Source organism: Microlunatus flavus (assembly GCF_900110855.1).
In the GTDB taxonomy this organism is placed as follows: Bacteria; Actinomycetota; Actinomycetes; order Propionibacteriales; family Propionibacteriaceae; genus Microlunatus; species Microlunatus flavus.
Map to the genome: position 1 here is coordinate 103824 of NZ_FOFA01000009.1, position 25745 is coordinate 129568.

20 protein-coding genes are annotated in these 25745 nt (G+C 73.5%); 7 read left to right on the top strand and 13 right to left on the bottom strand.

All coding sequences use genetic code 11. The features are described from left to right. The first annotated feature begins 62 nt into the window (after positions 1–62). On the top strand, positions 63–590 hold the full coding sequence (locus BMY04_RS18440) for a GNAT family N-acetyltransferase (protein ID WP_091184751.1): 528 nt from the start codon (positions 63–65) through the stop codon (positions 588–590). A gap of 93 nt (positions 591–683) precedes the next feature. Here the strand turns inward: BMY04_RS18440 and BMY04_RS23420 are convergent, their stop codons facing one another. The 7 genes from BMY04_RS23420 to BMY04_RS18470 all read right to left on the bottom strand — a co-directional run bounded on the left by BMY04_RS23420 (position 684) and on the right by BMY04_RS18470 (position 10638). Further along, the gene (locus BMY04_RS23420) at positions 684–1019 is read right to left on the bottom strand and encodes a 4Fe-4S binding protein (RefSeq protein ID WP_091184754.1); all 336 of its coding nucleotides are present in this window, start codon (positions 1017–1019) and stop codon (positions 684–686) included. Further along, positions 1016–1588, bottom strand: coding sequence for an NADH-quinone oxidoreductase subunit C (locus BMY04_RS18450; RefSeq protein ID WP_198410260.1), 573 nt, complete (start codon positions 1586–1588; stop codon positions 1016–1018). Before BMY04_RS18450 ends, BMY04_RS23420 begins: the two co-directional genes overlap by 4 nt. Next, positions 1585–1992, bottom strand: coding sequence for an NADH-quinone oxidoreductase subunit B (locus tag BMY04_RS22900; protein WP_170854214.1), 408 nt, complete (start codon positions 1990–1992; stop codon positions 1585–1587). The genes BMY04_RS18450 and BMY04_RS22900 overlap by 4 nt, the downstream gene beginning before the upstream one ends. 44 nt (positions 1993–2036) lie before the next feature. Next, on the bottom strand, positions 2037–3554 hold the full coding sequence (locus BMY04_RS22905) for an Ig-like domain-containing protein (protein WP_170854215.1): 1518 nt from the start codon (positions 3552–3554) through the stop codon (positions 2037–2039). Continuing rightward, positions 3551–5824, bottom strand: coding sequence for an Ig-like domain-containing protein (locus tag BMY04_RS18460; protein ID WP_091184760.1), 2274 nt, complete (start codon positions 5822–5824; stop codon positions 3551–3553). The genes BMY04_RS22905 and BMY04_RS18460 overlap by 4 nt, the downstream gene beginning before the upstream one ends. Positions 5825–5850: 26 nt before the next feature. After that, complete coding sequence (locus BMY04_RS18465) at positions 5851–8847, bottom strand: Ig-like domain-containing protein (protein WP_091184765.1); 2997 nt, start codon at positions 8845–8847, stop codon at positions 5851–5853. 168 nt (positions 8848–9015) lie between these two features. Beyond that, positions 9016–10638 carry a DUF7507 domain-containing protein gene (locus tag BMY04_RS18470; protein WP_139209983.1) on the bottom strand — a complete coding sequence of 541 codons (1623 nt, stop codon included), beginning with the start codon at positions 10636–10638 and terminating at the stop codon, positions 9016–9018. Between the two features lie 469 nt (positions 10639–11107). Between BMY04_RS18470 and BMY04_RS18475 the strand changes: the two genes are divergently transcribed. Continuing rightward, on the top strand, positions 11108–13021 hold the full coding sequence (locus BMY04_RS18475) for a 2-oxoacid:acceptor oxidoreductase subunit alpha (RefSeq protein WP_091184771.1): 1914 nt from the start codon (positions 11108–11110) through the stop codon (positions 13019–13021). Next, a complete protein-coding gene (locus tag BMY04_RS18480) occupies positions 13018–14097 on the top strand; it encodes a 2-oxoacid:ferredoxin oxidoreductase subunit beta (protein WP_091184775.1) in 1080 nt (359 codons plus the stop codon). The genes BMY04_RS18475 and BMY04_RS18480 overlap by 4 nt, the downstream gene beginning before the upstream one ends. A 79-nt stretch (positions 14098–14176) precedes the next feature. On the opposite strand, the gene BMY04_RS18485 is transcribed toward BMY04_RS18480, so the two are convergent. Then, complete coding sequence (locus BMY04_RS18485; RefSeq protein WP_232506493.1) at positions 14177–15457, bottom strand: RNA polymerase sigma factor; 1281 nt, start codon at positions 15455–15457, stop codon at positions 14177–14179. A 4-nt stretch (positions 15458–15461) separates the two neighbouring features. Next, complete coding sequence (locus BMY04_RS18490; RefSeq protein WP_091184780.1) at positions 15462–15854, bottom strand: YciI family protein; 393 nt, start codon at positions 15852–15854, stop codon at positions 15462–15464. A 171-nt stretch (positions 15855–16025) separates the two neighbouring features. On the opposite strand from BMY04_RS18490, the gene rarD reads away from it, so the two are divergent. Further along, positions 16026–16958 (top strand): EamA family transporter RarD, encoded by a 933-nt coding sequence (rarD, locus tag BMY04_RS18495; protein WP_091184784.1) that lies wholly within the window; start codon positions 16026–16028, stop codon positions 16956–16958. Between the two features lie 178 nt (positions 16959–17136). Then, entirely contained in the window at positions 17137–18141 is a 1005-nt protein-coding gene (locus BMY04_RS18500) for an aldo/keto reductase family protein (RefSeq protein WP_091184787.1), read from the top strand. Between the two features lie 158 nt (positions 18142–18299). Here BMY04_RS18500 and BMY04_RS18505 read toward each other — a convergent pair whose 3' ends face one another. The 4 genes from BMY04_RS18505 to BMY04_RS18520 are packed head-to-tail and all read right to left on the bottom strand — an operon-like array spanning position 18300 to position 21998. Next, entirely contained in the window at positions 18300–19205 is a 906-nt protein-coding gene (locus BMY04_RS18505; RefSeq protein WP_198410261.1) for an ABC transporter permease, read from the bottom strand. Then, positions 19202–20047, bottom strand: coding sequence for an ABC transporter permease (locus BMY04_RS18510; protein WP_232506494.1), 846 nt, complete (start codon positions 20045–20047; stop codon positions 19202–19204). Before BMY04_RS18510 ends, BMY04_RS18505 begins: the two co-directional genes overlap by 4 nt. Continuing rightward, positions 20044–20889 (bottom strand): ABC transporter ATP-binding protein, encoded by an 846-nt coding sequence (locus BMY04_RS18515; RefSeq protein ID WP_232506495.1) that lies wholly within the window; start codon positions 20887–20889, stop codon positions 20044–20046. The genes BMY04_RS18510 and BMY04_RS18515 overlap by 4 nt, the downstream gene beginning before the upstream one ends. A gap of 2 nt (positions 20890–20891) precedes the next feature. Continuing rightward, positions 20892–21998, bottom strand: a complete 1107-nt coding sequence (locus BMY04_RS18520; RefSeq protein WP_091184794.1) for an ABC transporter substrate-binding protein — start codon at positions 21996–21998, stop codon at positions 20892–20894. Positions 21999–22240: 242 nt separating this feature from the next. Between BMY04_RS18520 and BMY04_RS18525 the strand changes: the two genes are divergently transcribed. Both BMY04_RS18525 and BMY04_RS18530 read left to right on the top strand, forming a co-directional pair. Continuing rightward, the gene (locus tag BMY04_RS18525) at positions 22241–23563 is read left to right on the top strand and encodes a hypothetical protein (RefSeq protein ID WP_091184798.1); all 1323 of its coding nucleotides are present in this window, start codon (positions 22241–22243) and stop codon (positions 23561–23563) included. A 95-nt stretch (positions 23564–23658) separates the two neighbouring features. Further along, positions 23659–25644: a M13 family metallopeptidase gene (locus tag BMY04_RS18530; protein WP_232506496.1), complete on the top strand. Its 1986-nt coding sequence runs from the start codon at positions 23659–23661 to the stop codon at positions 25642–25644. Positions 25645–25745 lie beyond the last annotated feature (101 nt).

The following is a 25745-nucleotide window of genomic DNA, read 5'->3' on the forward strand; positions in this document are numbered from 1 at the left end:
GGAACGTGCGCCTCGGCTGAATCCCGTTGCGCCGCCCCACGCCGCGACGGAACGTGGGTCTCGTGCCCGCCGAACCCCACCTGCGCCGACCCAGCACCCGCTTCCGCGCCTCCTTCGTCGACGCGGTCGCCGAGTTCCGGGCCGAGGGACTGAGCGACCGCACCCGCAGCGACCAGGACCTGCACGGCGACTGGGCCTCGCCGACCGGCTTCGCCGCGTACGTCCGCGCGGTCACCACCGACGCCGTCGACGAGTCACGGGTCGCGCCGGGCCGGGTGCCGAGCACCCGGCTGTGGTGGACCCACGGCGAGCGCTACCTCGGGCGGATCGACGTGCGGCACCGGCTCACGCCGGCGCTGACGGAGGTGGGTGGGCACATCGGCTACGCCGTCCGGCCCAGCGCGCGGCGGCAGGGCCACGCCACGGCGATGCTGACCGAGGCGCTCGTCGTGGCGCGTGCGCTCGGCGTCGAACGCGCGCTCGTCACCTGCGACGCCGACAACGTCGGCTCGCGCCGGGTGATCGAGCACAACGGGGGCCGGCTGGAGGACCAGCGCGGGTCCAAGCTCCGCTTCTGGATCGAGACCTGACGCCGAGTGCGCGGAAAGCAGGCGACGCACCCGGCGCGTCGCCCGGTTTCCGGGCAGTCGAGGTACGACGGCCTCCCGCCGCAAGGAACGAGGTCAGGCGAGCTCGGCGATCCCGTGGTGCAGGTCCGCGGAACCGTCCGCCGCGGCCGGGTGGGCCGTGTCCCACTCGAGCGCGTCGAAGGGGCACTCCTCGACGCAGATGCCGCAGTACATGCAGGTGCCCCAGTCGATCTCGAAGCGGTCCAGGACGTTGACCATCCGGGGCCGCGCGCCGGTGGGGACGTCGGGGTCGGGCTCGGTGTGGGAGTCGAGCGAGATGCACCAGACCGGGCACTCGCGGACGCAGAGCATGCAGGAGGTGCAGGCGGGTTCGATGAGCCGGATCCGCCCGTGGACAGGCTGCTGAGCCTCGTCCGGCGCGCCGCTCATCGTGCCCTCCGGCGTACGCGCCCGCCGCTCGTCGCGGCCGCCACCTCGCCCGGGTCCGGGGGCGGCTCGGCCGGGTCGCGGTCGCCCCACACCTCCGGGGCGGGGACCCCCGGCGGAACCATCCGGCGCCGGCTCGGTGACCGCCCGCCCGCGCCGGCGTCGCTCTCCCCCGGCTCCTTCGCCCCCGGCCACGGCTGCGCCGTCCGGGACGCGAGCACCTCGTCCTTGCGCAGCGGCGCCCCGGTGAACGAGGGGTCGAGCAGCAGCCGGCGCCGGTCGCCGCCGACCACGTCGAGCCCGAACTCCTCCGCCGCCTCCCGCTCGTGCCAGGCCGCGCCGGCGAAGACGTCCCGGACGCTGTCGATGCGGGGTTCGGAGCGCGGCAGCCGGCACTGCAGCAGCAGCTCGGGCGCGCCCGGGTCGTCGAGGCGCCGCAGCGACAGCACCACCCGCAGCTCGTCGGCGACGCCGATCTCGTCGACGCAGCCCAGCCAGTCGAACCACCCATGACCGTCCTCGCGGGCCGCCACCACGGCCGCGTGCCAGTCCTGCGGCGGCACGTCCCTCACGCCACGCCCCCGCGGTCGGCGACCGTGTCGAGCACCTCGCGCAGCGCGGCGGGCGTGGGCGGGCAGCCGGGCACGTAGACGTCGACGGGCACGAGCGTGTCCACGCCCTTCGTCACCGCGTAGGAGTCCCAGTAGGGACCGCCGGTGCAGGCGCAGACCCCGTACGCGACCACGACCGGCGCCACCTCCTGCCGGGCGCGGAGCCCGTCCACCACCGCCGCGACGGCGGGCGCGAGCCGGTCGGTCACGGTGCCGGAGACGACGACCGCCGTCCGCGCGTCCGGGGACGGTTCAGCGACCAGCGCGGCCCCGCGCGCCGCCGCGTCGAACTCCAGCGAGCAGCAGGCGAGGGCGACGTCGAGGACGTGCAGGGACCCGTCGGAGTACCAGTCCACCCAGCGCACGGCCACACCGTACGCGGGCCGGGCGGCCGGACCAGGTGCCCGCCTCAGCCGACCGTCACGGTCAGCGTCGAGGTGAAGGGGGTGTGGACCACCCGGCCGTCGGTGCGGGTGACGGTGTCGCGGGCGGAGCAGGTGATCGGCGACGCCCGCCCGACCAACCCCGCCGCCGGGCGGAACGTGACCTTGCCCGTCGCCCGGTCGGCCACGTAGACCCCCTGGCCCGGCACCGTCAGCGTCCGTGCGTACGCGGACACGACCGCACCGGAGGGCTGCCCGTCGGTCGGGAACCGGACGTACGTCTGGTCGAGGGACCCCGCCGTGCCGTCGGCGTCCCGCCCGGAGACGTCGTTGGCGAGCACGGCCGCCGTGACCGCGACGCCCCGCGGCGTGGTGGCCGTGTCCGGGGTGCCCTTCGGGCCCGGCTGGACGACGACGACGAGCTCCTCGTAGCCGTCCTCGTGGCTGTCGTCGACGACCCGGAGGTTGACGGCGTCCCGGCCGACGAAGCCCCGGCGGGGCACGTAGAGGACCGAGCCGTCGGGGTTGATCGTCCAGGTGCCGCGGCCCGGGTAGCGGATCTTGCGCTTGTCCGACGAGAGGGACGCGTCGGGCGCGACCGCCCCGACGTCGAACGTGCTCCACCGGGGCACGATCGTGGCCCCTGCCCGATAGGGGTGGTCGTTCACGCCGCCGGGCAGGGTCACCGAGGCGTTGTAGGGCGTGCTCGCACGGTCGTCGGTGGTTCGGACGCGTTCGGGGTTCGAGTTCGGGTAGCCGCCCACGTTGACGGTGCTGTCGTACGCGTGGTGCTCGATCGAGCCGTCGGCGGCCCTCGTGGTGTCTCGCGCGGTGTAGGCGAGCCCGGCGCCGAGCCCGTACGGCGAGGACGAGGGGTTCGCCCGCCAGGTCAGCAGGCCCTGGCCGTCGAGGGTCGCGACCCCGACGGTCCCGACGGTGGCGGTGCGCCCGTCGTCGGTGATGGTGGCGGCGTACTGATCCGGCTGGAAGCGGACCGACGTCCGGTCGAGGGTGCCGAACGTCTGGTCGGCGTTCCGGCCGGGGGTGTCGTTCGCGAGCAGGTCGGTGACCGCCAGCTCGGTGCCGAACTCCGTCAAGGCGTCGTCTCCGGTCCCGCCCCCGGTGACGACGGCGGTGAGCAGCCCGTCGTCGGTCGCGCCGGCGGCGTCGGTGATCCGGTAGCGCACGGAGGCGGTGCCGGTCAGACGCGCCCAGGACGTGAAGCCCACCGTCCCGTCGCCGGCCAGCTGGAAGGTCCCGTGCTTGGGCACCTGGATCGTCCGGCCGGCGTCGCTGATCGTCGAACCGGCGGGCTGCCCCTCGGTCGGGAAGACCGTGAGCCCGGGCTGGATCGCCGCCGACCCCGGCCTGTCGTTCTTGGCACCCGCCAGCACCGCGAACCCGCCGCTCGGCAGGGTCGCGGTGTCGTCCACCGCGGTCGGTCCGGTCGCCGCGGAGGCGACCTGCGCCCCCAGCGTCAGCGGAGCCGCGACGAGGACCGCCGCGAGCAGGAGCACCGGCCCGCGTCGGGTCAGCACGGTCATCGGGAGACCACCGCCACGGTGAGGCTCGAGCGCGCGGTCGTGCCGTTCGCGTCGGCGACCTGGTAGCCGATGGTCGGTACCGGCCCGGTCGACGTGCCGAGCGGCACGAACGTGACCTGCCCGGTCCCCGACACCAGGAACACGCCCCGGCCGGCGACCTTGAGCGTCTTGGCGTCGCCGTAGAGGACGGAGCCCGCCGGCAGCGAGGAGGTCGTCCGGAGCCGGACGCTCGAGCCCACGAGCGGGACGGCGGCGGACCCGGCGCTGTCGTTGCCCAGGACCGGCACGGTGACCGGCTGCCCGACGGAGGTCGAGGCGCTGTCGCCCCGGGCGACCGGGGTGCTGGCCGTGACGGTGACGGTCAGCCTGGTCTCGAAGCCCAGCTCCTCCGACCCGATGTCCGGACGCTGGACCTGGATCCGGAGCCCGATGCTGGCGGTCGACGCGCCGACGAAGCCCGGCGCCGGGGCGAAGGTGACCGTCCCGCTCCCGGGGTCGACGGTGTAGACGCCCTGGCCCGGGACCGTGAGCTTCTCCTGGTAGGTCCCGGACAGGACCGATCCCGGGTTGCCGTGCGTCGTCAGCCGGGGCTCGGTGACCGGGGCCGACGTCCAGGTCCGGTCGCTCGGACCGAGGTCGTCGTTGGCCCGGACGTCGACGGTCACCGGGCGGCCCTGCGCGGTCCCCTTGAAGTCGGCACGCTCGGTGATGCCGGGCAGCACCGTCACCGACAGGGTCGCCCGTGCGGTGTTCCCCGCGGTGTCGGTCACGCGGTACTGCACCGGGGCGGCGTCCCCGACGAAACCGGCCTTGGGCGTGAACAGGACCTGCTGGGTGCCGAACTGGGTCTGGTAGACGCCCTGCCCGGGCACGGTCAGCGTGACGCCGTCGCGGTAGACGATCGTGCTGCCCGCCGGGAGCCTCGAGAGCTGGTCGCCCGGGAAGGTCAGCTTGGAGTTGACGAAGGGGTTGGCGCCCGGGATGTCGTTCAGCTGGGCGGGCAGGGCGGTGGCGATCTGCGTCGTGGTGACGACGTGGTCGTCCGTCGCGACCGGGAGCGCCGGGCGGACCAGGGTCGGTCCGCCGGGGACCGCCGTGACGGTGACGTCGAGGGTGCCCGAGACCCGTACGCCCGAGGTCGTCGTCGCGAGGTAGGACACCGACGCCTTCCCGACGAAGCCCGTGACCGGGGTGAAGACGACCTTGCCCGAGTCGACGACGAAGCGACCCACGAGGCCGAGGTCGACGCTCTTGCCGTCGAGGCCGTTGGTCGTGGGGTACGGCGGCGGGAAGCCCCCGGCGTTCACCTTGAGCGAGGTCGGCTCGAAGGAGCTGGGTGAGCCGTCGGCGTTGCGCCCGGGGTCGTCGGCGCCGAGCGGGTCGAGGGCGACGGCCCTGCCCTGCGGGGTCGTGTAGGCGTGCACCGTCGGGCTCGCGGGTCCCGGCTGCACCAGGACCGCCAGCGTGCCGAGCGCGCTCCGCCCCGCCGCGTCGAAGACGCGGTAGTCGATCGTCTGGTTCGTGAAGGCGGTCTGGTAGCCGGGGCTGAACCGGACCCGGCCGTCCGGCAGGACCGACCAGGTCCCGTTCCCGGCGTTGCTGTCGGCGCGGCGACCGTCGTAGGAGAGCGTGTACGCCGAGCCGACGAGGACCGTGCGCGCCGGGACGATCGGCGCGCCGCCCGACGGCCCGCGCCGGTCGTCGGACGCCCCGGCCAGGAGGACGCTCGGACCGCCGTCGACCGCGCCCGCGGTGTCGTCGGTCGCGACGGGCCGCGCCGTGGCGACGGAGACGGACACGGTGGCCGAGGCGTTGACGGCCGTCCTGCTGCCCACGGGCACGCCGGTCGCCCGCACCGTGGCGTCCACCTCGGCGCCGCCCAGGTCCTCGAGGCCCACCGTCCGTGATGCCCGGCAGGTCGTGGTGGCTCCGGCACCGAGCGTCCCGCCGAGCGGCACCGGTGCGCACACCGGCGCGGAGACGCCTCGCGTCGGGAGCGTGACGAGCAGGTCGCGCACGCCCTGGTCGCCGCGGTTGCGGACGACGACCGTGTAGTCGACGTGGTCTCCGGCCTGCGCGACCGAGGCCGGGCTGGCCGTGGCCGTCAGCGACAGACCCGTCGTGGCCGCCGACGCACCGGGCGGCGCCGTGAGCAGCGCCGCCAGCGCGAGGCCTGCGGCCAGGGCACCGGGCAGCAGCGCCCTCGCCCGACCCGTACGCCTCGCGGCCGCTCCGGTCGCCGCCGCAGGCGACCCCACCGTCGTCGTCATCTCGTCTCCTCGCTCCTGGCCGGGCATCAGCGAACCGTCACGTCGAACGTCGAGCGCGCCGTCGTGCCGTTCACGTCGGCGACCTGGTAGCCGACCGGCGGCACGGGACCGGTCGCCGTGCCGGACGGGACGAAGGTGATCTGGCCGCTCACGGAGACCAGGAAGGTCCCGTGACCGGCGACCGCGAGCGTCTTCGCGTCGCCCGCGAGGACGGATCCGGACGGCAGGCCGGGCGTGGTCCGCAGCCGCACGCTCGGGGCGACGAGCGGCACCGCGGGTGAGCCGGGCAGGTCGTTCGCCAGCACCGGGACGACGACCGGCTCGCCCGCCGCGGTCGTCGCCGTGTCCGGCTTCGCGACCGGGTCGGACCCCAGCACGGTGACGGTCAGGGTGGAGGTGAGGTCGAGGACGGCCGGGTTCGCGCCGAGCACGGGCACGCGGTCGCGCAGCGCGACGGTGACCGGGCCGGCCGTCCCGCGGAACCCGCGTTCCGGGGTGAAGCCGACCGTCTGGTTGCCGGGGCTCACCGCGTACGAGCCCTGGCCCGGCACGGTCAGGCGGGAGCCGCCCGCGCTCGTCGTCGACCCGGCGGGGAGGCCACGGGTGGTGAGCCGCGGGTCCAGCCAACGGGACGGCGTGCCGATCTGGGGGCTCCGGCCCGGGTAGTCGTTCAGGAGCACGTTGACGTCCACGCGCCGGCCCTGCCGCGTGGTCGCGGCGTCCGGCTCCGCGGAGGCGCCCGGCAGGATCGTGACGGTCAGGGTGGCGTAGTCGTGGTTGCCGTACGTGTCGGTGATCGAGTAGCCGACCGGGATCGTGTCCCCGACGTAGCCCGCCACCGGCGGCACGGTCCCCACGAAGTCGGGGCTCGGGGTGAAGACGATCGTCCCGGCCGCGCGACGGGTCTGGTAGACGCCCTGGCCGGGGACGACCAGGCGCTGCTCGCTGCCGACGTCCTCGATCCGGGTGCCGGCCGGGAGCAGCGGCACCTGGTCGCGCAGGAAGCCGAGCTTCGCGTTCACGAGCGGGTGGATCCCGGGGACGTCGTTCGACTGGGCCGCGAGGGTGACCGGGAGCTGGGTGGTGGTGACGCCGTGGTCGTCGGACGCCTCCGGCAGCGCGGCGGGCGTCGGCGGGACGGGCGTGCCGGGCACGGTGACGCTGAGGGTCCCCGTGAGCCGCGTGCCGCCGGTCGTCAGCGCCTCGTAGGTCAGGGTGGGCACCGTGCCGGCGAAGCCGGGGTACGGGCTCGCGTCGAAGGTGAGCGTCCAGTCCCGCGTCTGGACGAAGTCGCCGACGCCCTGGATCCGGATGCTCGAGCGGTCGGCGACGGTGCTGATCCGCCGCCCGGCCGTCGGGGACACCGACGCCAGCTCCAGCGTGGTCCGGTCGAACGTGGCGGGCGACCCGTCGGCGTTCAGCCCCGGGTCCGCCTCGGCCAGCACGTCCACCGTCACCGCCGTGCCCTGCGCGGTCGTCACCGCGATCGGCGCGGCCGTCGGCCCTCGTCGCAGGGGTACGGCCAGCCGGCCGACGGCGCTGCGCCCAGCGACGTCGTAGACGCGGTAGGAGAGCTGCGCGGTCGTCCCCGCGTGGCCGCCGGCGGCGGGCGTGAAGCGGACCGAGCCGTCGGGCAGGACGGCCCAGCGTCCGTCGGCGGTCGTCACCGCCCGGTCCCCGTACGCCGCGTCCGGCGTTCCGCCGACCAGGACCGTCCGGGTCGGGTCGAGCGCCGGTCCGCCGGCCGCGGAGGGGCGGTCGTTCGTCGCCCCCGGCAGCAGCACCGACGGTCCTCCGTCCACGGCCGGGACGGTGTCGTCGGTGGCGACCGGCGACGCCGCGGCGACGCGGACCGAGACGCTGACCACGGCGTTGACGGCGGCGGTGGCGCCGACCGGCACCGCCGAGGCCTTCACCCGGGCGGTGAGCGCAGACGTCGACAGGTGGGCGGGGACGACGGTCCTCGTCCCGCGGCAGGTCGTCGCCGCACCCGCACCGAGCGAGCCCCCGAGCGCGACGGGCGAGCAGGTGAGGGCCGGCAGCCCGGGTGCCGAGACGAGGAGGGCGCGCGCCGCCCGGTCGCCGCGGTTGCGGACGCTCACGCGGTAGCCCACCTGCTGTCCGGCCGTGGCGACCGACGTCGGGCTGGCCGTGGCCGTGACCGACAGGCCGTCCGCGGCGGCCGGCGCCGGCGTGACCTTCCAGCGCAGCGCGGAGCCGAGCAGGTGGTGCGTGACGTGCCCGTCCGCCGTCCGCGTCGTGTCCTGCACCTCGTAGGTGAGCGGGTCGCCCTCGTCACCGGTGTCGCCGGTGTACGTGGGGGCGGGCACGTAGGTGACCCGTCGGGTCGTCGCGTCGATGGTGAAGGTGCCGAGGCTCCCGGACGTCAGGACGAGACCGTCGGCGGACACGACGGCGTGGCTCTGCGCCCTCGACCAGCGCAGGGTCGAGCGGTCGAGCGTGCCGCGCGTGCCGTCGGCGTCGAAGCCGGGCCGGTCGTTCGCGAGGACGTCCACCGAGGCGGGCGCGCCCTGCACGGTGACCACCTGGTCGGCCCGGGCGCCCGACGTCGCCGAGACCGTCACGGTGGCGGTCCCCTCGTCGGTCCGCTCCCTGGCGTCGACGACCCGGTAGCGGACCGTCCTGGTTCCCGCCACGCCCCTGGAGCGGAAGGTGATCTCGCCGCTGGCGTCGTTGAGCGACCAGGTACCGAAACCCGCGTCGACGACCTGGTAGGACGCGACGGAGCTGCCCGGGGGCAGCGAGGAGAGCTGGTCGGTGGGGAACGAGGTCAGGCTGGGCTGGATCGCCTCCGACCCTGCGGTGTCGTTCCACGAGCCCGGCAGCACGATTGCGGGGCTCCCGAGGGCCAGGACGGCCGCGTCGTCCACGACCGTGGGTCCGACCCCGGCGGCCGACGCGGTCGACGGTGCCGCGGACAGCAGACCCAGGCCGGCGAGGAGCACGAGCGGCGCCCCCCAGGTGGAGCGGCGGACGAGCGGGGCGCTGGGACGTGCAGGCACGGCGGGCCCACCTTCGAGGAAGTCGCTGGCCCGGTCCCCGGTCCGGCCGGCTGGCCGGAGCACCGCGGGACAGCAGGCCTGACTCTAAGAAGCATTCTCAGGCTTTACAAGCCCCTTCACGGGAATCCGTCTCGACGTCGCCGACGAGACGAACGGGATCCGGTCCGGTCAGGGCTGGACGGTCACGGTCAGCGTGGAGCGGGTGGTGGCCCCGGCGGCGTCGGCGACCTGGTAGCCGACCCGGAGCTCGGGTGCCGGGAAGAACCCGAGCGGCACGAACGTGATCTCGCCGCGGCCCGAGACCAGGAACGCCCCGCCCCCGGCCGTGGGGGTCAGCGGGCTGTCGCCCGGCTCCGGGACCACCAGCGACTTCGCGTCACCCCAGAGCACCGTCCCGTCCGGCAGCTGCGGGTCCAGCCGGAGGCGCAGGCTCGACCCGACGAGCGGGGGGCTCGTCGGCCCGACGGCGTCGTTCGCCAGCACCGCGACGACGACCGGTTGCCCGACGTGGGTCGTCACGACGTCGGGCCGGGCGACCGGCGCCGGCCCGGAGCCCGGGGTCGTGGGCCCGGCCGGTGCCGTCACACCGAGGCCAACGGTGGCGGTCGCGTTGACCCGCTCCCGATAGGTCCGTGCGGTGGCCTTTCCGGTGTCGGTGAGGGTCCGGCTCCCGAGCTGCGCCGCTCCGAGGACCCGATCGGCGGTGCACGTCGTGGTCTGGCCCGGAGCGAGCTGCCCGCCCAGCGCGACCGGGGCGCAGACGAGCGCCGACAGCCCCGGGAAGGGCGCCCGGACCAGGAGGTCGCGCAGCGTCTCGTTGCCCTTGTTGCGCGCCACGAACCGGTACGCCACCACCTGGTCGGCCCGCGTCACCACGGTGGGGGTCGCGCTCGCGGTGAGCGCCAGGCCGGGGGTGGTCACGGGCTTCGAGGTCGCGGTGGCCGAGGCCGACGCCTTGTAGGTGACGGTCCCGACGGTCGCCTTGCCCGACGCCGTGACCAGGTCGGTCCGGTCGGCGCGCTCGTCGAGGAAGTCCTGCCAGACCGGCATCGTGCCGGTGCAGGTGGTCGACGCCCCGGCCGCCAGGGTGCCGCCGAGGGGGACCGGGGTGCAGGTGCGCGCCGAGACGTGGAAGGACGCGTCGGTGACGACGAGCCGGGCCAGGGCCACGTTGCCGGTGTTCCTGACCACGGAGGTCCAGGTCAGCACCTGCCCGGCCCGGTCGAACGTCGTCGGGCTGACGACCTGGGTGACGCGCAGCCGGGTCCGTACGGCCGGGTCCGGGTCGCCGTCGCGGGGGGCGGAGACGAGCTTGGTCTGCGTGGCCACCGTCGAGGTGTGGGTGCCGCCGGCGCTGTCGCGGACCCGGAAGGTGTAGCCGCCCACCCCGCCGAACCGGCTCGGGTTGGAGGAGGTGATCGTGCCGTCGTCGTTCACGACCTTGACGAAGCCGTCGAGCTCGAGCCGCTTCACGCACCCGCCCTGCCACGGGATGCAGACCGACGACCGGTCCCAGGTCGTCCCGGCCGGCGGGTCGTTGTTGTCGAGAGCCTCGACCGTGAGCACCTCGCTGGCCAGCTGGGTCGCCCGCGACTCGCGCATCACCGCGTCACCCGGCGCGGCCGACGCCGGCACGCACACCGACGCGACCGGGAGCGCGAGACCGAGCACCAGGCCGAGCCCCGCCATCTGCCGGCCGCGCGGCCTGCCTACCCGGACCCTCCGCAGCTCCCGCACGACGCCCCCTCGCGTCCCGCCGGACGTGGCGCCGTCGCTCGACGGGCCGCTCACCGCGGGCAGGGGCACGCTACGGCGGGCACGCGCGCAGGGGAAGGTCCCGCTTCGCGCACCTTCCCGGCGGGCGCTCGGCGTGCTGTCCGCCGACGTGAGGGTCGAGCGGGCGGTGGAGCCGTTGCCGTCGGCGACCTTGAGCCGACGGTCAGGACCGGGAGCCGGTCGGGACGACGGCGCAACGACCGAAGGCGGTGGGCACCACGGCGGCAGAATCGCCGGGGGTCTGCGGCACCGGTTGCAGAGGGTCGATGAGTCCCTTCTCACCGCGTGAACGACCCCGGTCCGTGGTTAGGGCCCCCTTATCATGGACGACGGTCCATCGCCAGGAACCCGGCTCGTGCAGCGAGCTGGACGACGGGCCCGAGGCGGCACCGCCGCCGGCGACCACCCCGGAGCCCATCCGGAGGCGCCCCGGGCCCCGAACCCTGGCCCGTACGACCGCTACGAGGAAGAGAGCTCCTGCTCCATGACTGAGGTCCGCACGCTCGACCGGGTGGTCATCCGCTTCGCGGGCGACTCCGGCGACGGCATGCAGCTCACCGGCGACCGCTTCACCGCCGACTCCGCGACGTTCGGCAACGACATCTCGACGCTGCCCAACTTCCCCGCCGAGATCCGCGCCCCTGCGGGCACGCTGCCCGGGGTGTCGAGCTTCCAGCTCCACTTCGCCAACTACGACATCATGACGCCGGGCGACCGGCCCGACGTGCTCGTCGCGATGAACCCGGCCGCGCTCAAGGCCAACGTCGCCGACCTGCCGCGCGGCGGGCTGATCATCGCCGACACCGCGGACTTCACCACCCGCAACCTCGCCAAGGTCGGCTACGCGGCCAACCCGCTCGAGGACGGCTCGCTGGCCGACTACCAGCTGCACGCCCTCGACCTGACCGGCATGACGGTGGCCGCGGTCAAGGACTTCGGGCTGTCGCGCAAGGACGCCTCGCGGGCCAAGAACATGTTCGCCCTCGGCCTGCTGTCCTGGCTCTACCACCGCCCCACCGAGGGCACGCTGAACTTCCTGTCGACCAAGTTCGCGAGCAAGCCGGCGATCCGCGACGCCAACATCACCGCGTTCAAGACCGGCTACGCCTTCGGCGAGACCACGGAGGTCTTCGCGGTCAGCTACGAGGTCGCGCCGGCCCCGATGCCCGCCGGTCGCTACCGGCAGATCTCGGGCAACCTCGCGATGTCGCTCGGTCTCGTCGCCGCCGCCCGCAAGGCCGGGCTGCCGATGTTCCTCGGCAGCTACCCGATCACCCCGGCCAGCGACATCCTCCACGAGCTGAGCAAGCACAAGCGCTTCGGCGTGACGACCTTCCAGGCCGAGGACGAGATCGCCGGCGTCGGCGCCGCGCTGGGCGCCAGCTTCGCCGGCCACATCGGCGTCACCACGACCTCGGGCCCGGGCATGGCGCTGAAGGCCGAGACCATCGGCCTGGGCGTGATGACCGAGCTGCCGCTCGTGGTCATCGACGTGCAGCGCGCCGGCCCCAGCACCGGCATGCCGACCAAGACCGAGCAGGCCGACCTGCTGCAGGTCCTGTACGGGCGCAACGGCGAGTCGCCGGTGCCGGTCATCGCCGCCTCGACCCCGTCGGACTGCTTCGCCACCGCGATCGAGGCCGTACGGATCGCGGTCAAGTACCGGACGCCGGTGATCGTGCTGTCCGACGGCTACATCGCCAACGGCGCCGAGCCGTGGCAGGTCCCCGACGTCGCCGCGATCCCGCCGATCGACCCGGGCTTCGCGACGCAGGCCAACGCCACCGACGCCAAGGGCAAGCCGCACTTCCTGCCCTACCGGCGCGACCCCGAGACGCTCGCGCGCCCGTGGGCGATCCCCGGCACGGAGGGGCTGCAGCACCGCATCGGCGGCATCGAGAAGGCGCGCGACACCGGCGCCGTCTCGTACGACCCGGCGAACCACGACGAGATGGTCCGCACCCGCCAGGCCAAGATCGACGGCATCGTGCGCGACATCCCCGACGTCGTCGTCGACGACCCGACCGCGCCGGACGGCAGCCACGCCCGCACGCTCGTGCTCGGTTGGGGCTCCACGTACGGCCCGATCGCCGCCGCGGTGCGCCGCGTCCGCAACTCCGGCCGCCAGGTCGCGCAGGCCCACCTGCGCCACCTGAACCCGTTCCCGGCCAACCTCGGCGAGGTGCTGCGGCGCTACGACCGCGTCATCGTCCCCGAGATGAACCTCGGTCAGCTCGCCCTGCTGCTGCGCGGCAAGTACCTGGTCGACGTCCACAGCTACTCCCGGGTGCGCGGGCTCCCGATCTCGCTCTCCGAGCTGGCCCGCGACCTCGAGCTCGAGATCGACGCCCTGCCGGCCGTCGAGGAGAGCCCCCTGAAGGAAGGCGCGTTCGCATGACGACCCTCGACCGACCCACGATCACCACCGGCGGCCTCGCCGGCGTGCCCCTGTCGCTGGAGCCGCTGACGCGCAAGGACTTCACCTCCGACCAGGAGGTGCGCTGGTGCCCAGGCTGCGGCGACTACGCCGTGCTGGCCGCGTTCCAGGGCTTCATGCCGGACCTCGGCATCAAGAAGGAGAACACCGTCATCGTCTCGGGCATCGGCTGCTCCAGCCGCTTCCCGTACTACGTGGACTCCTTCGGCATGCACTCGATCCACGGCCGCGCGACCGCGATCGCGACGGGCGTGGCGACGGCGCGGCCCGACACCGCGGTGTTCGTCATCACCGGTGACGGCGACGCGCTGTCGATCGGCGGCAACCACCTGATCCACGCGCTGCGCCGCAACGTCAACGTGACGATCCTGCTGTTCAACAACCGGATCTACGGCCTGACCAAGGGCCAGTACTCCCCCACCTCCGAGATCGGCAAGGTCACCAAGTCGACCCCGCTGGGCTCGCTGGACAACCCGTTCAACCCGGTGTCGCTGGCGCTGGGCGCGGAGGCGACGTTCGTCGCGCGGACCATCGACTCCGACCGCAAGCACCTCACCTCGGTGCTCAAGGCCGCGGCCGCGCACCGCGGGACGTCGTTCGTGGAGATCTACCAGAACTGCCCGATCTTCAACGACGACGCCTTCGCCGCCGTCAAGGACCGCGACACCTCGGCCGACGCGATCATCCCGCTGACCCACGGCGAGCCCGTGCGGTTCGGCGTGGACAACCGCCTCGGCGTGGTCCGCGACCCGCGGACCGGCGAGTTCTCGGTCGTCGACGTCGAGTCGGTCGGGGTCGAGGCCCTGGTCGTGCACGACGCGCACATCTCCGACCCGTCGTACGCCTTCGGCCTCTCGCGCCTGACCGACGCCGGTGTCCTGCACCGCGCGCCGATCGGGATCTTCCGCGACGTCGAGGCGCCCGCGTACGACGACCTCGCCCGCGAGCAGGTCGCCCTGGCCACGAGCGGCCGCAGCAACGACGACGCGGCCCTGCAGGACCTCGTCAACGGCGGCGACACCTGGGTCGTCGACTGAGCCTCGAGCTCCCCTGACCTCCCCGACCTCCGGCGAGCGGTAGGTTGCGGCGCCTTTCCCACGGAAAAGGCACGGCAACCTACCGCTCGTCGAGGTTCGAGGGGTTGTCCAGACGCGCGAGCCGGGCGTTGAGGTAGCGCTGCTCCGGGATGCTCGCGGTCATCCGCGCGGCCGTCGCGTACGCTTCGCGCGCCTCGTCGCGCCGACCGGCCCGTTCGAGCAGGTGCGCCTGCACCGCGAACGTCCGGTGGTGGCGCCGCATCGTCGGGTCCGCCAGCAGCGGGTCGAGCACGGCCAGTCCCGGCTCGGGGCCGAAGGCCTCGCCGACCGCGACGGCACGGTTCAGGGTGACGGCGGGGCTCGGCGCCCGTTCGGCGAGCATGGCGTAGAGCAGGCTGATCTGGCGCCAGTCGGTCTCCTCCGCGCTCGGCGCCTCCGCGTGGACCGCGGCGATCGCCGCCTGCAGCTGGAACCGCCCGACGTGGCCGTGCGGCAGCGCCTCCTCGAGCAGCGCGACCCCCTCGGCGACCATCGCACGGTCCCAGCGGCCGCGGTCCTGCGCGGCCAGCGGCACCAGGTCCCCCGCCGCGTCGACGCGCGTGCCCTCGCGGGCCGCCGTCAGCAGCATCAGCGCGAGCAGGCCGGTGGCCTCGTCGTGGTCGGGCAGGGACGCGTGCAGCCCGCGGGCCAGGCGGACGGCCTCGGCGGTCAGCGACACGTCGAGCAGCGCGGCGCCGGCGCTGGCCGCGTACCCCTCGTTGAAGAGCAGGTGCAGCACGTCGAGGCACGCCGCGACCCGGGCGGGCAGCTCGGCCGGCCCGACCTCCACGAACCGTGCCCCTGCCGTACGCAGGGTCGCCCGCGCGCGGCTCAGGCGCTGGCCCATCGTCGTCTCGGGCACGAGGAAGGCGGCCGCGACCTGCGTCGTGCTCAGCCCGGCCACCGCGCGCAACGTCAGCGCGACCTTCGACGACGCGGACAGCGCCGGGTGGCAGCAGAGCAGCAGCAGCTGGAGGCTGTCGTCGACCTCGGCCGGGTCGTCGGCGTCGGCCGACGGTGCGGTGGGGTCGGCGCCGTGCGGCTCGGCGACCGCGACGGCCACCTCCCGGGCGGTGCGCGAGCGTTCGGCGCGGACCTGGTCGACCAGGCGCCGCGAGGCCACCGTGACGAGCCAGCCGCGCGGGTGGTCCGGCACCCCGTCGCGCGGCCACTGCACAGCAGCGGCCGCGAGCGCCTCCTGGGCGGCGTCCTCGCAGTCGGCGAGGTCGCCGTGCCGGCGCAGCAGGGCGGCCAGGACGTGCGGCGACTCCCGCCGCCACACGTCCTCGACCAGCGCCTCCAGCGCCCGGCCCGTCACCACGCGCTCAGGCCTCCTCGGCCCTCACGGTCATCGTGGGCCGCAGCTCGACCGTCTCGCCCGGTCCGGAGAAGTGCCGCACGACCTCCTCGGCGCGCTCCTGGCTCTCGACGTCGATGAGGAAGAAGCCGGCGAGGTGCTCCTTGGCCTCGGCGTACGGGCCGTCGGTCACCACGGGCGACCCGCCCTCCCAGCGGTAGAGCCGCGCACTGCCCGGGTCGGCCAGCGCCTCGCCGCCGACGAGCTCGCCGCGCTCGGACAGCTCGGTGAGGACGGCCTCGAAGCCGGCGTTCATCGCCCGCCGCTGCTCGGTGGGCAGCGCCTGCTGCTCGGCGATGAAGTCGCCGGTCGGGTGGCCCCACGGCTGGGGGTTGGAGTGGATGAGGATGACGTACTTCACGGTGGTGCTCCCTCTCGTCGCGGCGGGCCCGGGTGGCCCTCCACCCGAGACGTCGGAACCGGACGTGCGATCTCGACACGGCAGCCCGATCCCACCATCTCGTCCTGGCTGGGAACCAGGGTGGTGAGCGCATAGAGCGGCTAGCCTCCTCAGCGACGAGAGGGAGGGCCTGTGTCCGACGAGGGGGCCGACCAGGGCAGCCGCGGGATCGGCTTCGGCCTGGCGGCGTACGGGCTGTGGGGCGCGGTCCCGCTGTTCTGGCCGCTGGTGGCGCAGGCGGGGTCGCTCGAGATCCTGGCGCACCGGATCGTGTGGTCCTTCGTCATCTCCGTGGTGCTCGTGCTCTTCGCCGTGCGCCGGGGGTTCTGGACGAGGATGGGCAACCGCCGCAGCCTGCTGCTGCTCGGTGCCGCCGCCGCGATCGTCTCGGTGAACTGGGGCACCTACATCTGGTCGGTCAACCACGGCCACGTCGTGGAGACCGCGCTCGGCTACTACATCAACCCGATCCTCTCGATCGTCCTCGGCGTCGTCGTGCTGCGCGAGAAGCTGAGCCGGGCCCAGTGGGCCAGCCTCGGGCTCGCCGTCGCGGCCGTCGTCGTGCTGACCGTCGACTACGGGACGCTGCCCTGGATCGCGCTCGTGCTGGCGGTGAGCTTCGCGACGTACGGCTTCATCAAGAACCGCCTCGGCGCCGGCGCCGTCGACAGCCTTGCCGTCGAGTCGGCGCTGCTGACGCCCGTCGCGCTGGTCTACCTCGGGTTCCTCGAGGTCACCGGGCGCGCGACGTTCGGCCACCTGGGCTGGGGCTTCAGCCTGCTGCTCGTCGCGACCGGCCTGGTGACGCTGGTCCCGCTGCTCTTCTTCGCCGGCGCCGCGACCCGGCTGCCGCTGAGCACGCTCGGCCTGCTGCAGTACCTCGCGCCGACGCTGCAGTTCGTCCTGGGCATCACGTACTTCGGCGAGTCCATGTCGACCGGTCGCTGGGTGGGCTTCGGGCTCGTCTGGCTCGCCCTCATCGTCATGACCGCCGACGGCCTCCTGCGGGCCCGCCGCAACCGCGCCACCAGCCGCCAGGCCCAGGCGGAGCCGGCCGCGGTCTGAGCTTGTCGAAGGGCCCGAAGGGGTTGGCGTCCCTCTTCCCCTCGAGAACTTCTGCTGCGTTGACCACCTCACAGGTGGTCAACGCAGCAGAAGTTGAGCCAGGCTCCCCGGCCGCTGCCTCTGCACCGTTCTAGACCCGCCCAGAACCGCGCCAGGAACGGCACGTATAACGGAACCTATGCAATTTCGTTACCTGGGCCGCTCCGGCCTCAAGATCTCCGAGATCACGTACGGCAACTGGCTGACCCACGGGTCCCAGGTCGAGAACGAGATCGCGACGCAGTGCGTGCGCGCCGCGCTCGACGCCGGGATCACCACGTTCGACACCGCCGACGCGTACGCCAACACCAAGGCGGAGGTCGTGCTCGGTGACGCCCTCAAGGGCGAGCGGCGCGAGTCGCTCGAGATCTTCACCAAGGTCTACTGGCCGACCGGGCCCGGCGGGCCCAACGACTCCGGGCTGTCGCGCAAGCACATCATGGAGTCGATCAACGGCTCGCTGAGCCGCCTGGGCACCGACTACGTCGACCTCTACCAGGCGCACCGCTTCGACTTCGAGACGCCGCTCGAGGAGACGATGCAGGCCTTCGCCGACGTCGTCCGCCAGGGCAAGGCGCTCTACATCGGCGTCAGCGAGTGGACCGCGGACCAGATCCGCCAGGGCCAGGAGCTGGCCCACGGCCTCGGCTTCTCGCTGATCTCGAACCAGCCGCAGTACTCGATGCTGTGGCGCGTCATCGAGAGCGAGGTCGTTCCGACCTCCGCCGAGCTCGGCCTCAGCCAGGTCGTCTTCTCCCCGATCGCCCAGGGCATCCTGACCGGCAAGTACGTGCCGGGCCAGCCGCTGCCGGAGGGTTCGCGGGCGACGGACGAGAAGGGCGGCGCCGACATGATCAGCCGCTTCATGAACGACGACCTCCTCGGCCGCGTGCAGGAGCTCAAGCCGGTCGCGAGCGACCTCGGCCTGTCCATGGCGCAGCTCGCCGTGGCCTGGGTGCTGCAGAACGAGAACGTCGCCACCGCGATCATCGGCGCCTCCAAGCCCGAGCAGGTGAACGACAACGCCGGCGCCAGCGGCGTCACGCTCGAGGCCGACGTGCTCAAGCGCATCGACGAGGTCCTCGGCGACATCCCCGAGACCGACGCGAGCAAGACCCGCTCGCCGGAGTCCCGCCCCAGCTGAGCGAGGCCCCGCTCGGCGCCGCTCGCCCACCCCGAGCAGCACCCCGAGCAGCACCCCCGCGAAACGCTGAAGGACGACAGCCCGATCACGCTCCGGGCTGTCGTCCTTCAGCGTTTCGTCGGGGTGGAGTGAGCTCGGCAAGGGCTCGTGGGCGACGCTCAGCGACGCGTCGAACGTCCCGCGTCCGGGCCCCAGGCGGCGAGCGCGGCGGCCTCGACGACGGCCGCCACGGCGTAGCCGACGATCGAGGTGACGACCGAGACGACGACGATGGCCCAGACGCCGGAGAAGTTGCCGCGGCCCTTGTAGGCGTTGAGGATCCCGCCGAGCCCGGTGAACCCGGACAGCCACTCCGCGAGCATCGCCCCGACGATGGCCCCGGGCACCGAGATCCGCACCGAGGCGAAGAACGCTGGCAGGGCCGACGGGACGCGGACGAGCAGCAGGCTCTTCAGCTCCCCGCCGCCGTTCACCTTCACCAGGTCGAGCGCGAGCGGCGAGGCCGAGCGCAGGCCGAGCACGATGTTCACCAGGGCCGGGAAGAGCACGACGATGGCGCCGATCGTGGCCACGCCGAGCTTGCCCTGCCCGAAGATCAGCAGCAGCACCGGCGCCATCGCCACGAGCGGGACCGAGCGCAGCAGCATGGCGATCGGCATGAACGCGAACTCGAACGGCCGCACCACCACGAACAGCGCCGCGACCACGATCGCCACGACGAGCCCGGTGACGAAGCCGATCGCCGCGTCCGCGAGGGTGACCAGCCAGGCGCCGAGCAGCTGCGAGCGCGCGGCGTCGGCCGTGATCGACGACGCCCGTACGGCCCGGGGCGGCGCGTCGGCGAAGAGGTAGGACCACACGTCGAACGGCGTCTTGCCGACGAAGGTCGACACGTCGAACAGCCGCAGCAGCGCCACCCAGAGCACCGCGAGCACGACCAGCGCGACGACGACCACGAGCAGCGAGGCCCCGAGGCGTCGCACCGCGGCAGCGGCGACCCCGCCGCCCGGCACCCGCGAGGTGCCGGCGGCCTCGCCGACCGACGGCACGGCGGCCGCGGTCACGGCTGCCTCCCGTCGGAACCCGACGACCACGGCGTGACGAGCCGGCCGACCAGGCCGATCAGCGCGTACGCGAGCCCCGCGACCCCGCCCGACACGAGCGCCAGGAACCAGAGCTGCGGCGCGTCGGAGTTGCTCTGCGCCGCGATCAGCGCGCGGCCGAGGCTCTTGTCGCCGCCGCTGCCGAGGTACTCGGCGAGGACCGCCCCGAGGAACGCGGCCGGAGCGGCGATCTTGAGCGCGGCGAAGAGGTTCGGCAGGGCCGCGACGAGCTGCACCATCCGCAGCTGCGTGAAGCGCGTGCCCCCGTACGCGGCCACGACGTCCAGCGTGGTGCGCGGCGCCGCGCGCAGCCCGAGCAGCGCCCCGACGACGGTGGTGAAGAAGACGCTCAGCGCGGCGAGCGCGACCGACGCCCCGGCGGGGGCGTCGCGCCCGGCGACGATGACCAGGATCGGGCCGACGGCCACGAGCGGCAGGCAGTAGGTGACGATCGCCATCTGCGTGACGACCTGCTCCAGCCGCGGCACCAGCAGCACGAGGGCGGCGAGCACGAGCGCGACGACGTTGCCGATGAGGTAGCCCTCGGCCGCCGCCAGCAGCGTGCCGGACAGGTTGCCGAGCGTGGCGGCCCAGGTCGGCCCGGACACGAGCTTGGCGACGACGGCGCCCGGCGGCGGGATCGCGCCGCTCGCGGTGAACAGCGTCCGCGACGCCACCCACCAGACGACGACGATGACGACCACGCCGACGACGCCGCCGACCCAGGAGGGGACGCCGCCCGTACGGCCCCGCGGGACGGGCACCGGGCCCGCGCCCACGGCAGCCGTCGCAGGAGCGCTCACCCGTCGGCCCCGCCCTTGCCGAACAGCACCTCCGAGAGCCGGTCGTGGTAGGCGTGGAACTCCGGGGTCCGCATCAGGTCCGGCGTGCGGGGCCGCGGCAGGTCGATGGTGACGACCTCGACGACCCGGCCAGGGCGCGGGCTCATCACGGCCACCACGTCGGACAGGAACACCGCCTCCGCGATCCCGTGCGTGACCATCAGCGTGGTCGCGGGCTTCTCGGTCCAGATGCGCAGCAGCTCGACGTTCAGCCGCTGGCGGGTCATGTCGTCCAGGGCGCCGAAGGGCTCGTCGAGCAGCATCACCGACGGCTTCACGACCAGGCACCGGGCGATGGCGACGCGCTGCCGCATGCCGCCGGACAGCTGGGCGGGCTTGGCCTTCTCGAAGCCCTGCAGTCCGACGAGCGCGATCAGGTCGTCGACCAGGCCGGGTTCGGGCTTGATGCCGGCCACCTCGAGCGGCACGCGGATGTTGCTCTCGACGGTGCGCCACGGCAGCAGCGCGGCGTCCTGGAAGGCGATGCCCAGGTGGTGCTCGCGCTGCACCTGGCCGGTCGACATCCCGTTGATCAGCGCCGTGCCCGAGGTCGGGGACTCGAGCCCCGCGAGGATCCGCAGGATCGTCGACTTGCCGCAGCCCGACGGGCCCAGCAGCGACAGGAACGTCCCCTGCGCCGTGCCCAGGTCCGTCGGGGCGAGCGCGTGGACCTGGTTGCGGCCCAGCGTGAACGTCTTGCTCAGTCCCTGCAGGTTCAGCCCGGTGGCCGCGCCCGGCACGCCTGCCGGGTCACGGGTGGCCAGGACGTCGTCGTGCGCCCGCGTGGTCGGCCCGGCGGTCACGCTCAGGCCTTCAGGCTCGGGTCGCCCGCGTAGACCTCGTCGAGCAGGCTCATGTCGAAGAGGTCGGCGGCGCTGATCTGGGTGCCCAACGCGCCGATGGCCGCGACGATCTTGTCCTGGAACTCCGGCGTCAGGGTGAACAGGCCGTTGGCCTTGGTGTCGTCGGACACCACCAGCTTCAGCTGCGCCTCGAGCTGCTCGGTCTGCCCGGCCACGTCGAGGCCGAGACCCTTGCCGTACGTCTCGGCCGCGAGCTTGGCGCCGGCGGCGGGGTCGGCGACGGCGTCGCTCCAGCCCTTGATCTCCGCGGCGAGGAACGCCTTGAGCTTGTCGCGGTCGTTCTCGATCGTGTCCTGCAGGACGCAGAAGGTCTCCGACGCCAGCGGCAGCCCGTTGTCGGCGAAGCTCAGCGTGACCGGGGTGAAGCCCTTGGCCTTGACGATGAAGGGCTCGTTGGTCAGGTAGGCCATGAAGCCGTCGATCTTCTTCTCGGTCAGCGGCGTCGGCTCGTACTGCACCACCGTCGTCTTGATCGTCGACGGGTCGATGTTGTTGGCCTTGAGCAGGCCCTCGAAGATCGACTGGTTGGTGCCCGCCTGGATGCCGATCGTCTTGCCGCCGAGGTCGGCGAGCGTCCGGATCGGCTTGCCCTCCTCCAGCGACAGGATGCAGAACGGGTTCTTCTGGAACGTCGCTCCGATGATCTTGAGCGGCGCCCCCTGCTCGGCGACCAGGCGGGCCGTGGCGTCGGGCGCGGAGAGGCCGACGTCGACGGTGCCGGCGACGACGAGCGCGTCGGCGCTGTCCACCGGACCCGTCACGAGGTCCACGCTGTCGAAGCCCGCGTCCTTGTAGTAGCCCTTCGAGTCGGCGAAGAACTCACCGGCGAACTCGATGTTCTTGATCCAGGACAGCTGCAGCGAGAGCTTGCCGTACGTCCCGGGGGCGACCGAGCTCGGCGCGGCGGCCGCGCTGCTGGCCCCGGCGCTGCCGGCGCTGCCCGCGCTCCCCCCACCGCCGCAGGCGGCGAGGGCACCCAGCCCGAGGGCACCGAGCCCCGCGGAGGTGAGGAAGCCACGACGGGTGGACGGGCGGTCGAACCAGGACACGGTGGCCTCCAGGGCGCTGCTCGAGCAGGGTGTGCGAGGTGGGGCACGAGGGCGGGCCCTCCCCTGAGAGGCCCGCGCACACCGTCTCAACCGGTGTTGGCGGTGCCGTTCCAACCGTGTGACGGCGAGGTTTCGGCGGAGTCGGTGAGTATCGCCGGAAGGTGCCGGAAACCGCCTCCCGCGCACCCGCGGAGCCCTAGAGTGGCGCGCGCCAGAGTGACCGGCACGAGAAGGCACGAGGGATGAGCCAACCACCGCAGGACCGCCCGCAGGGCCAGCAGCCGGGCCAGCAGCCGGGCCAGCAGCCGCCCGCTCAGCCCGGTCCGCCGCAGCAGGGCTACCCCCAGCACCCCTACCAGGGACCGCCGCAGCCGGGCTACCCGCAGCAGGGCCGCCCGCCCCAGGGCGGACCCGGCCACCCGCCGCAGCAGGGCTACCCGCCCCAGGGCTTCACGGGCGGCCCGTACGGCCCGGTCCCGCCGGGTGGCGGCTACGGCCCGGGCGGCCCGGTCGGCCCGCAGCCGTACGGCCAGCCGGGGCAGCCGCCGCAGAAGAAGAGCCGCAAGGGGTTGTTCGCGCTGATCGGCGCGGGCGCGCTCGCGCTGGTCCTCGTCATCGTCGCCATCGGGGTCAACCTCGGCGGCCGGTCCGACACCGCCGAGGGCGGCAGCACCTCGGGCGGCGGCTCGGGCGGCTCGACGGGCGGCTCGAACGCTCCGGCGGCGACCGCGTCGGACGCCGTCAGCGGCTTCCTCGGCGCCCTCGTGCAGCAGGACGTCGACGCCGCGCTGGGCTTCTCCGCCGACCCGAACGTGGACCGCACGCTCATGACCAAGGGCGTGCTCGCGGCCTCGGCCAAGCTCGCGCCGATCGGCAACGTCGTCGTCCAGCCGGTCACCGACCAGGACGCCACGAGCGTGCCTGCCACGTACACGCTCGGCTCCACGCCCGTCTCGGCCAGCTTCGACGTCGTCAAGGTCGGCGACGACTGGAAGCTGGCCCGGGTGGCCGCGCCGGTCGACGTGACCTTCGCGCAGGACGACTCGGTCCCGATGCTGGTCAACGGGGTCCGCGTCAAGCGCGGTGCGCTGACCCTGCTCCCCGGGGCCTACCGCTTCACCACCGGCCAGCCGAACTACGACTACGGCTCCCGTCCCGACGTGGTGGTGCAGTCCCCGGCGGACGACCCGGACACGAGCCGGTTGTCGCCGGGCATCAGCAAGAAGGGCAAGGCCAGCGCGCTGTCGGCCGTCCGCACGAGCTGGAAGTCCTGCCTGAAGTCCGACGACCCGGCGCCCAAGGACTGCCCCAACCGCTGGACCGGCAAGTACAAGTTCGCCAAGGGCAGCGTCACGTGGTCCCGGAAGGGCTCCGACCCGACGAAGAAGCCCAGGAGCTACCCCTCGTCGACCGCCATCACCTACTCGGTGAAGGTCGACCTCCAGCTCAAGGGCCGCTGCACCTACCAGGGGCGCTCCGGCACCTGCACGGGCTTCCTCACCGGGACCGCCATCGCCCGCGCCGACGTGTCGGGCAGCAAGGTCAAGGTCCGCTGGGGGAGCTAGCCGGTGCGGCCGGAGGGTCCTCGTCGCCAGGCGCGGGGCCTCCTGGCCTCGCGCGCGCCGCAGCCCCGTCAGGCCCCGTCGGTAGCATCGGCGCCGTGACGCAGACCGCTGACGAGACCGTGCCCACCACCGACGTCCCGGCGCTCGACGTGTCCGACCTCGACCCCTCCGTGCGCGTCCAGGACGACCTCTACCGCCACGTCAACGGCGCCTGGATCGCGCGCACCGAGATCCCCGAGGACAAGCCCATGACGGGCGCGTTCATCACGCTGCGCGACGCGTCCGAGCAGGCCGTGCGGGACATCATCACCACCATCGAGCCCGGCGAGCCGGGCAGCGAGTCGCAGAAGATCGCCGACCTGTACGCGAGCTTCATGGACGCCGACGCGGTCGAGGCCGCCGGCGCCGCGCCCCTCACCCAGCCGCTCGAGGCGATCGCAGGCGTCGGGACGGTCGAGGAGCTGCTGCGCCTCGTGGGCCTGCACACCCGTCGGGGCGTGCGCGGCCTGCTCGACATCGAGGCCGAGTCCGACCCGGGCGACCCGCAGCGCTACGTGATGTTCGTCGGGCAGGGCGGCCTGGGCCTGCCCGACGAGGAGTACTACCGCCTCGGGGAGTACGAGCAGATCCGTACCGCCTACCGCGACCACGTGGCGCGCTCGCTCGCCCTCGCCGGCTTCGCCGACGCCGAGGCGCAGGCCGACGCGGTGCTCGCGCTGGAGACCGACGTCGCCGCCTGCCACTGGGACAAGGTCCGCACCCGCGACCTGCGCCAGATGTACAACCTCATGGGTCGCGAGCAGTTCGAGGCGTCGGCGCCCGGGCTGCCCTTCGCCGCCTGGCTCGACGGCCTCGGCGTGCCCGGGGCGGCGGTCGCGGAGCTGGTCGTCACCCAGCCGTCGTTCTTCACCGAGGTCGCCGACCTGCTCACCGAGGACCGGCTGCCGGCCTGGCGCTCGTGGGCGGCCTGGAGCCTGGTGTCCTCGCGCTCGCCGTACCTGGCGTCGGCCTTCGTCGCCGAGCGGTTCGGCTTCTACGGGACGGTCCTCTCCGGCACGCCGGTGCTCAAGGAGCGTTGGAAGCGGGGCGTCGACCTCGTGGAGGGCGCGCTCGGCGAGGCCGTCGGCCGCATCTACGTCGAGCGGCACTTCTCGCCGGTGGCCAAGGAGCGGATGGACACGCTCGTCGCCAACCTCATCGAGGCGTACCGGCGCTCCATCACCGACCTGGCCTGGATGACCGACGAGACCAAGACGCGCGCGCTCGACAAGCTCGGCAAGTTCCGCAGCAAGATCGGCTACCCGACGCGCTGGCGCGACTACGGCGACCTCACGATCGTCGCCGACGACCTGATCGGCAACGTCGAGCGCGCCACCGAGTTCGAGCTGCAGCGCAACATCGCCAAGATCGGCGCGCCGATCGACCGCGAGGAGTGGCTGATGACGCCGCAGACGGTCAACGCCTACTACCACCCGCTGCGCAACGAGATCGTCTTCCCCGCGGCCATCCTCCAGCCGCCGTTCTTCGACGAGCACGCCGACGACGCCGTCAACTACGGCGGCATCGGCGCGGTCATCGGCCACGAGATCGGCCACGGCTTCGACGACCAGGGCTCCACCTGCGACGGCGACGGCCGCCTGCAGAACTGGTGGACCGACGCCGACCGCAGCGCCTTCGAGGACCGGACGAAGGTGCTCGTCGCGCAGTACGACGCGCTCAGCCCGGAGCAGGCGCCGGACATGCACGTCAACGGTTCGCTGACCATCGGCGAGAACATCGGCGACCTGGGCGGGCTGGCCATCGCGTTCCTCGCCCACCGCATCGCCACCGAGGGCACGCCGGCGCAGCAGATCGACGGCTACACGCCCGAGCAGCGGCTGTTCCTGTCGTGGGCCACGGTCTGGCAGACCAAGGCCCGCGACGCCCTGGTCCGCCAGCGCCTGGCGACCGACCCGCACTCGCCGCCGGAGTTCCGCTGCAACCAGATCGTGCGCAACCTCGACCCCTTCTACGACGCCTTCGGCGTGACGAAGGACGACGGGCTGTGGCTCGACCCGGAGCAGCGCGTCAGCATCTGGTGATCCCGGCCCTCTTCCCCGGAAAGTGGTCACTCCAGGACCCGACGCGCCGGTCGTGCGGCCGCGGAGTGACCACTTCCCGGCAAGGGGGACGTGGTCGCCGG

Coding starts and splice junctions, on each gene's coding strand:
- BMY04_RS18500 (WP_091184787.1), top strand. CDS start 17,137: ATGCAATTTCGTTACCTGGGCCGCTCCGGCCTCAAGATCTCCGAGATC.
- BMY04_RS18525 (WP_091184798.1), top strand. CDS start 22,241: ATGAGCCAACCACCGCAGGACCGCCCGCAGGGCCAGCAGCCGGGCCAG.
- BMY04_RS18475 (WP_091184771.1), top strand. CDS start 11,108: ATGACTGAGGTCCGCACGCTCGACCGGGTGGTCATCCGCTTCGCGGGC.
- BMY04_RS23420 (WP_091184754.1), bottom strand. CDS start 1,019: ATGAGCGGCGCGCCGGACGAGGCTCAGCAGCCTGTCCACGGGCGGATC.
- BMY04_RS22905 (WP_170854215.1), bottom strand. CDS start 3,554: ATGACCGTGCTGACCCGACGCGGGCCGGTGCTCCTGCTCGCGGCGGTC.
- BMY04_RS18480 (WP_091184775.1), top strand. CDS start 13,018: ATGACGACCCTCGACCGACCCACGATCACCACCGGCGGCCTCGCCGGC.
- BMY04_RS18460 (WP_091184760.1), bottom strand. CDS start 5,824: ATGACGACGACGGTGGGGTCGCCTGCGGCGGCGACCGGAGCGGCCGCG.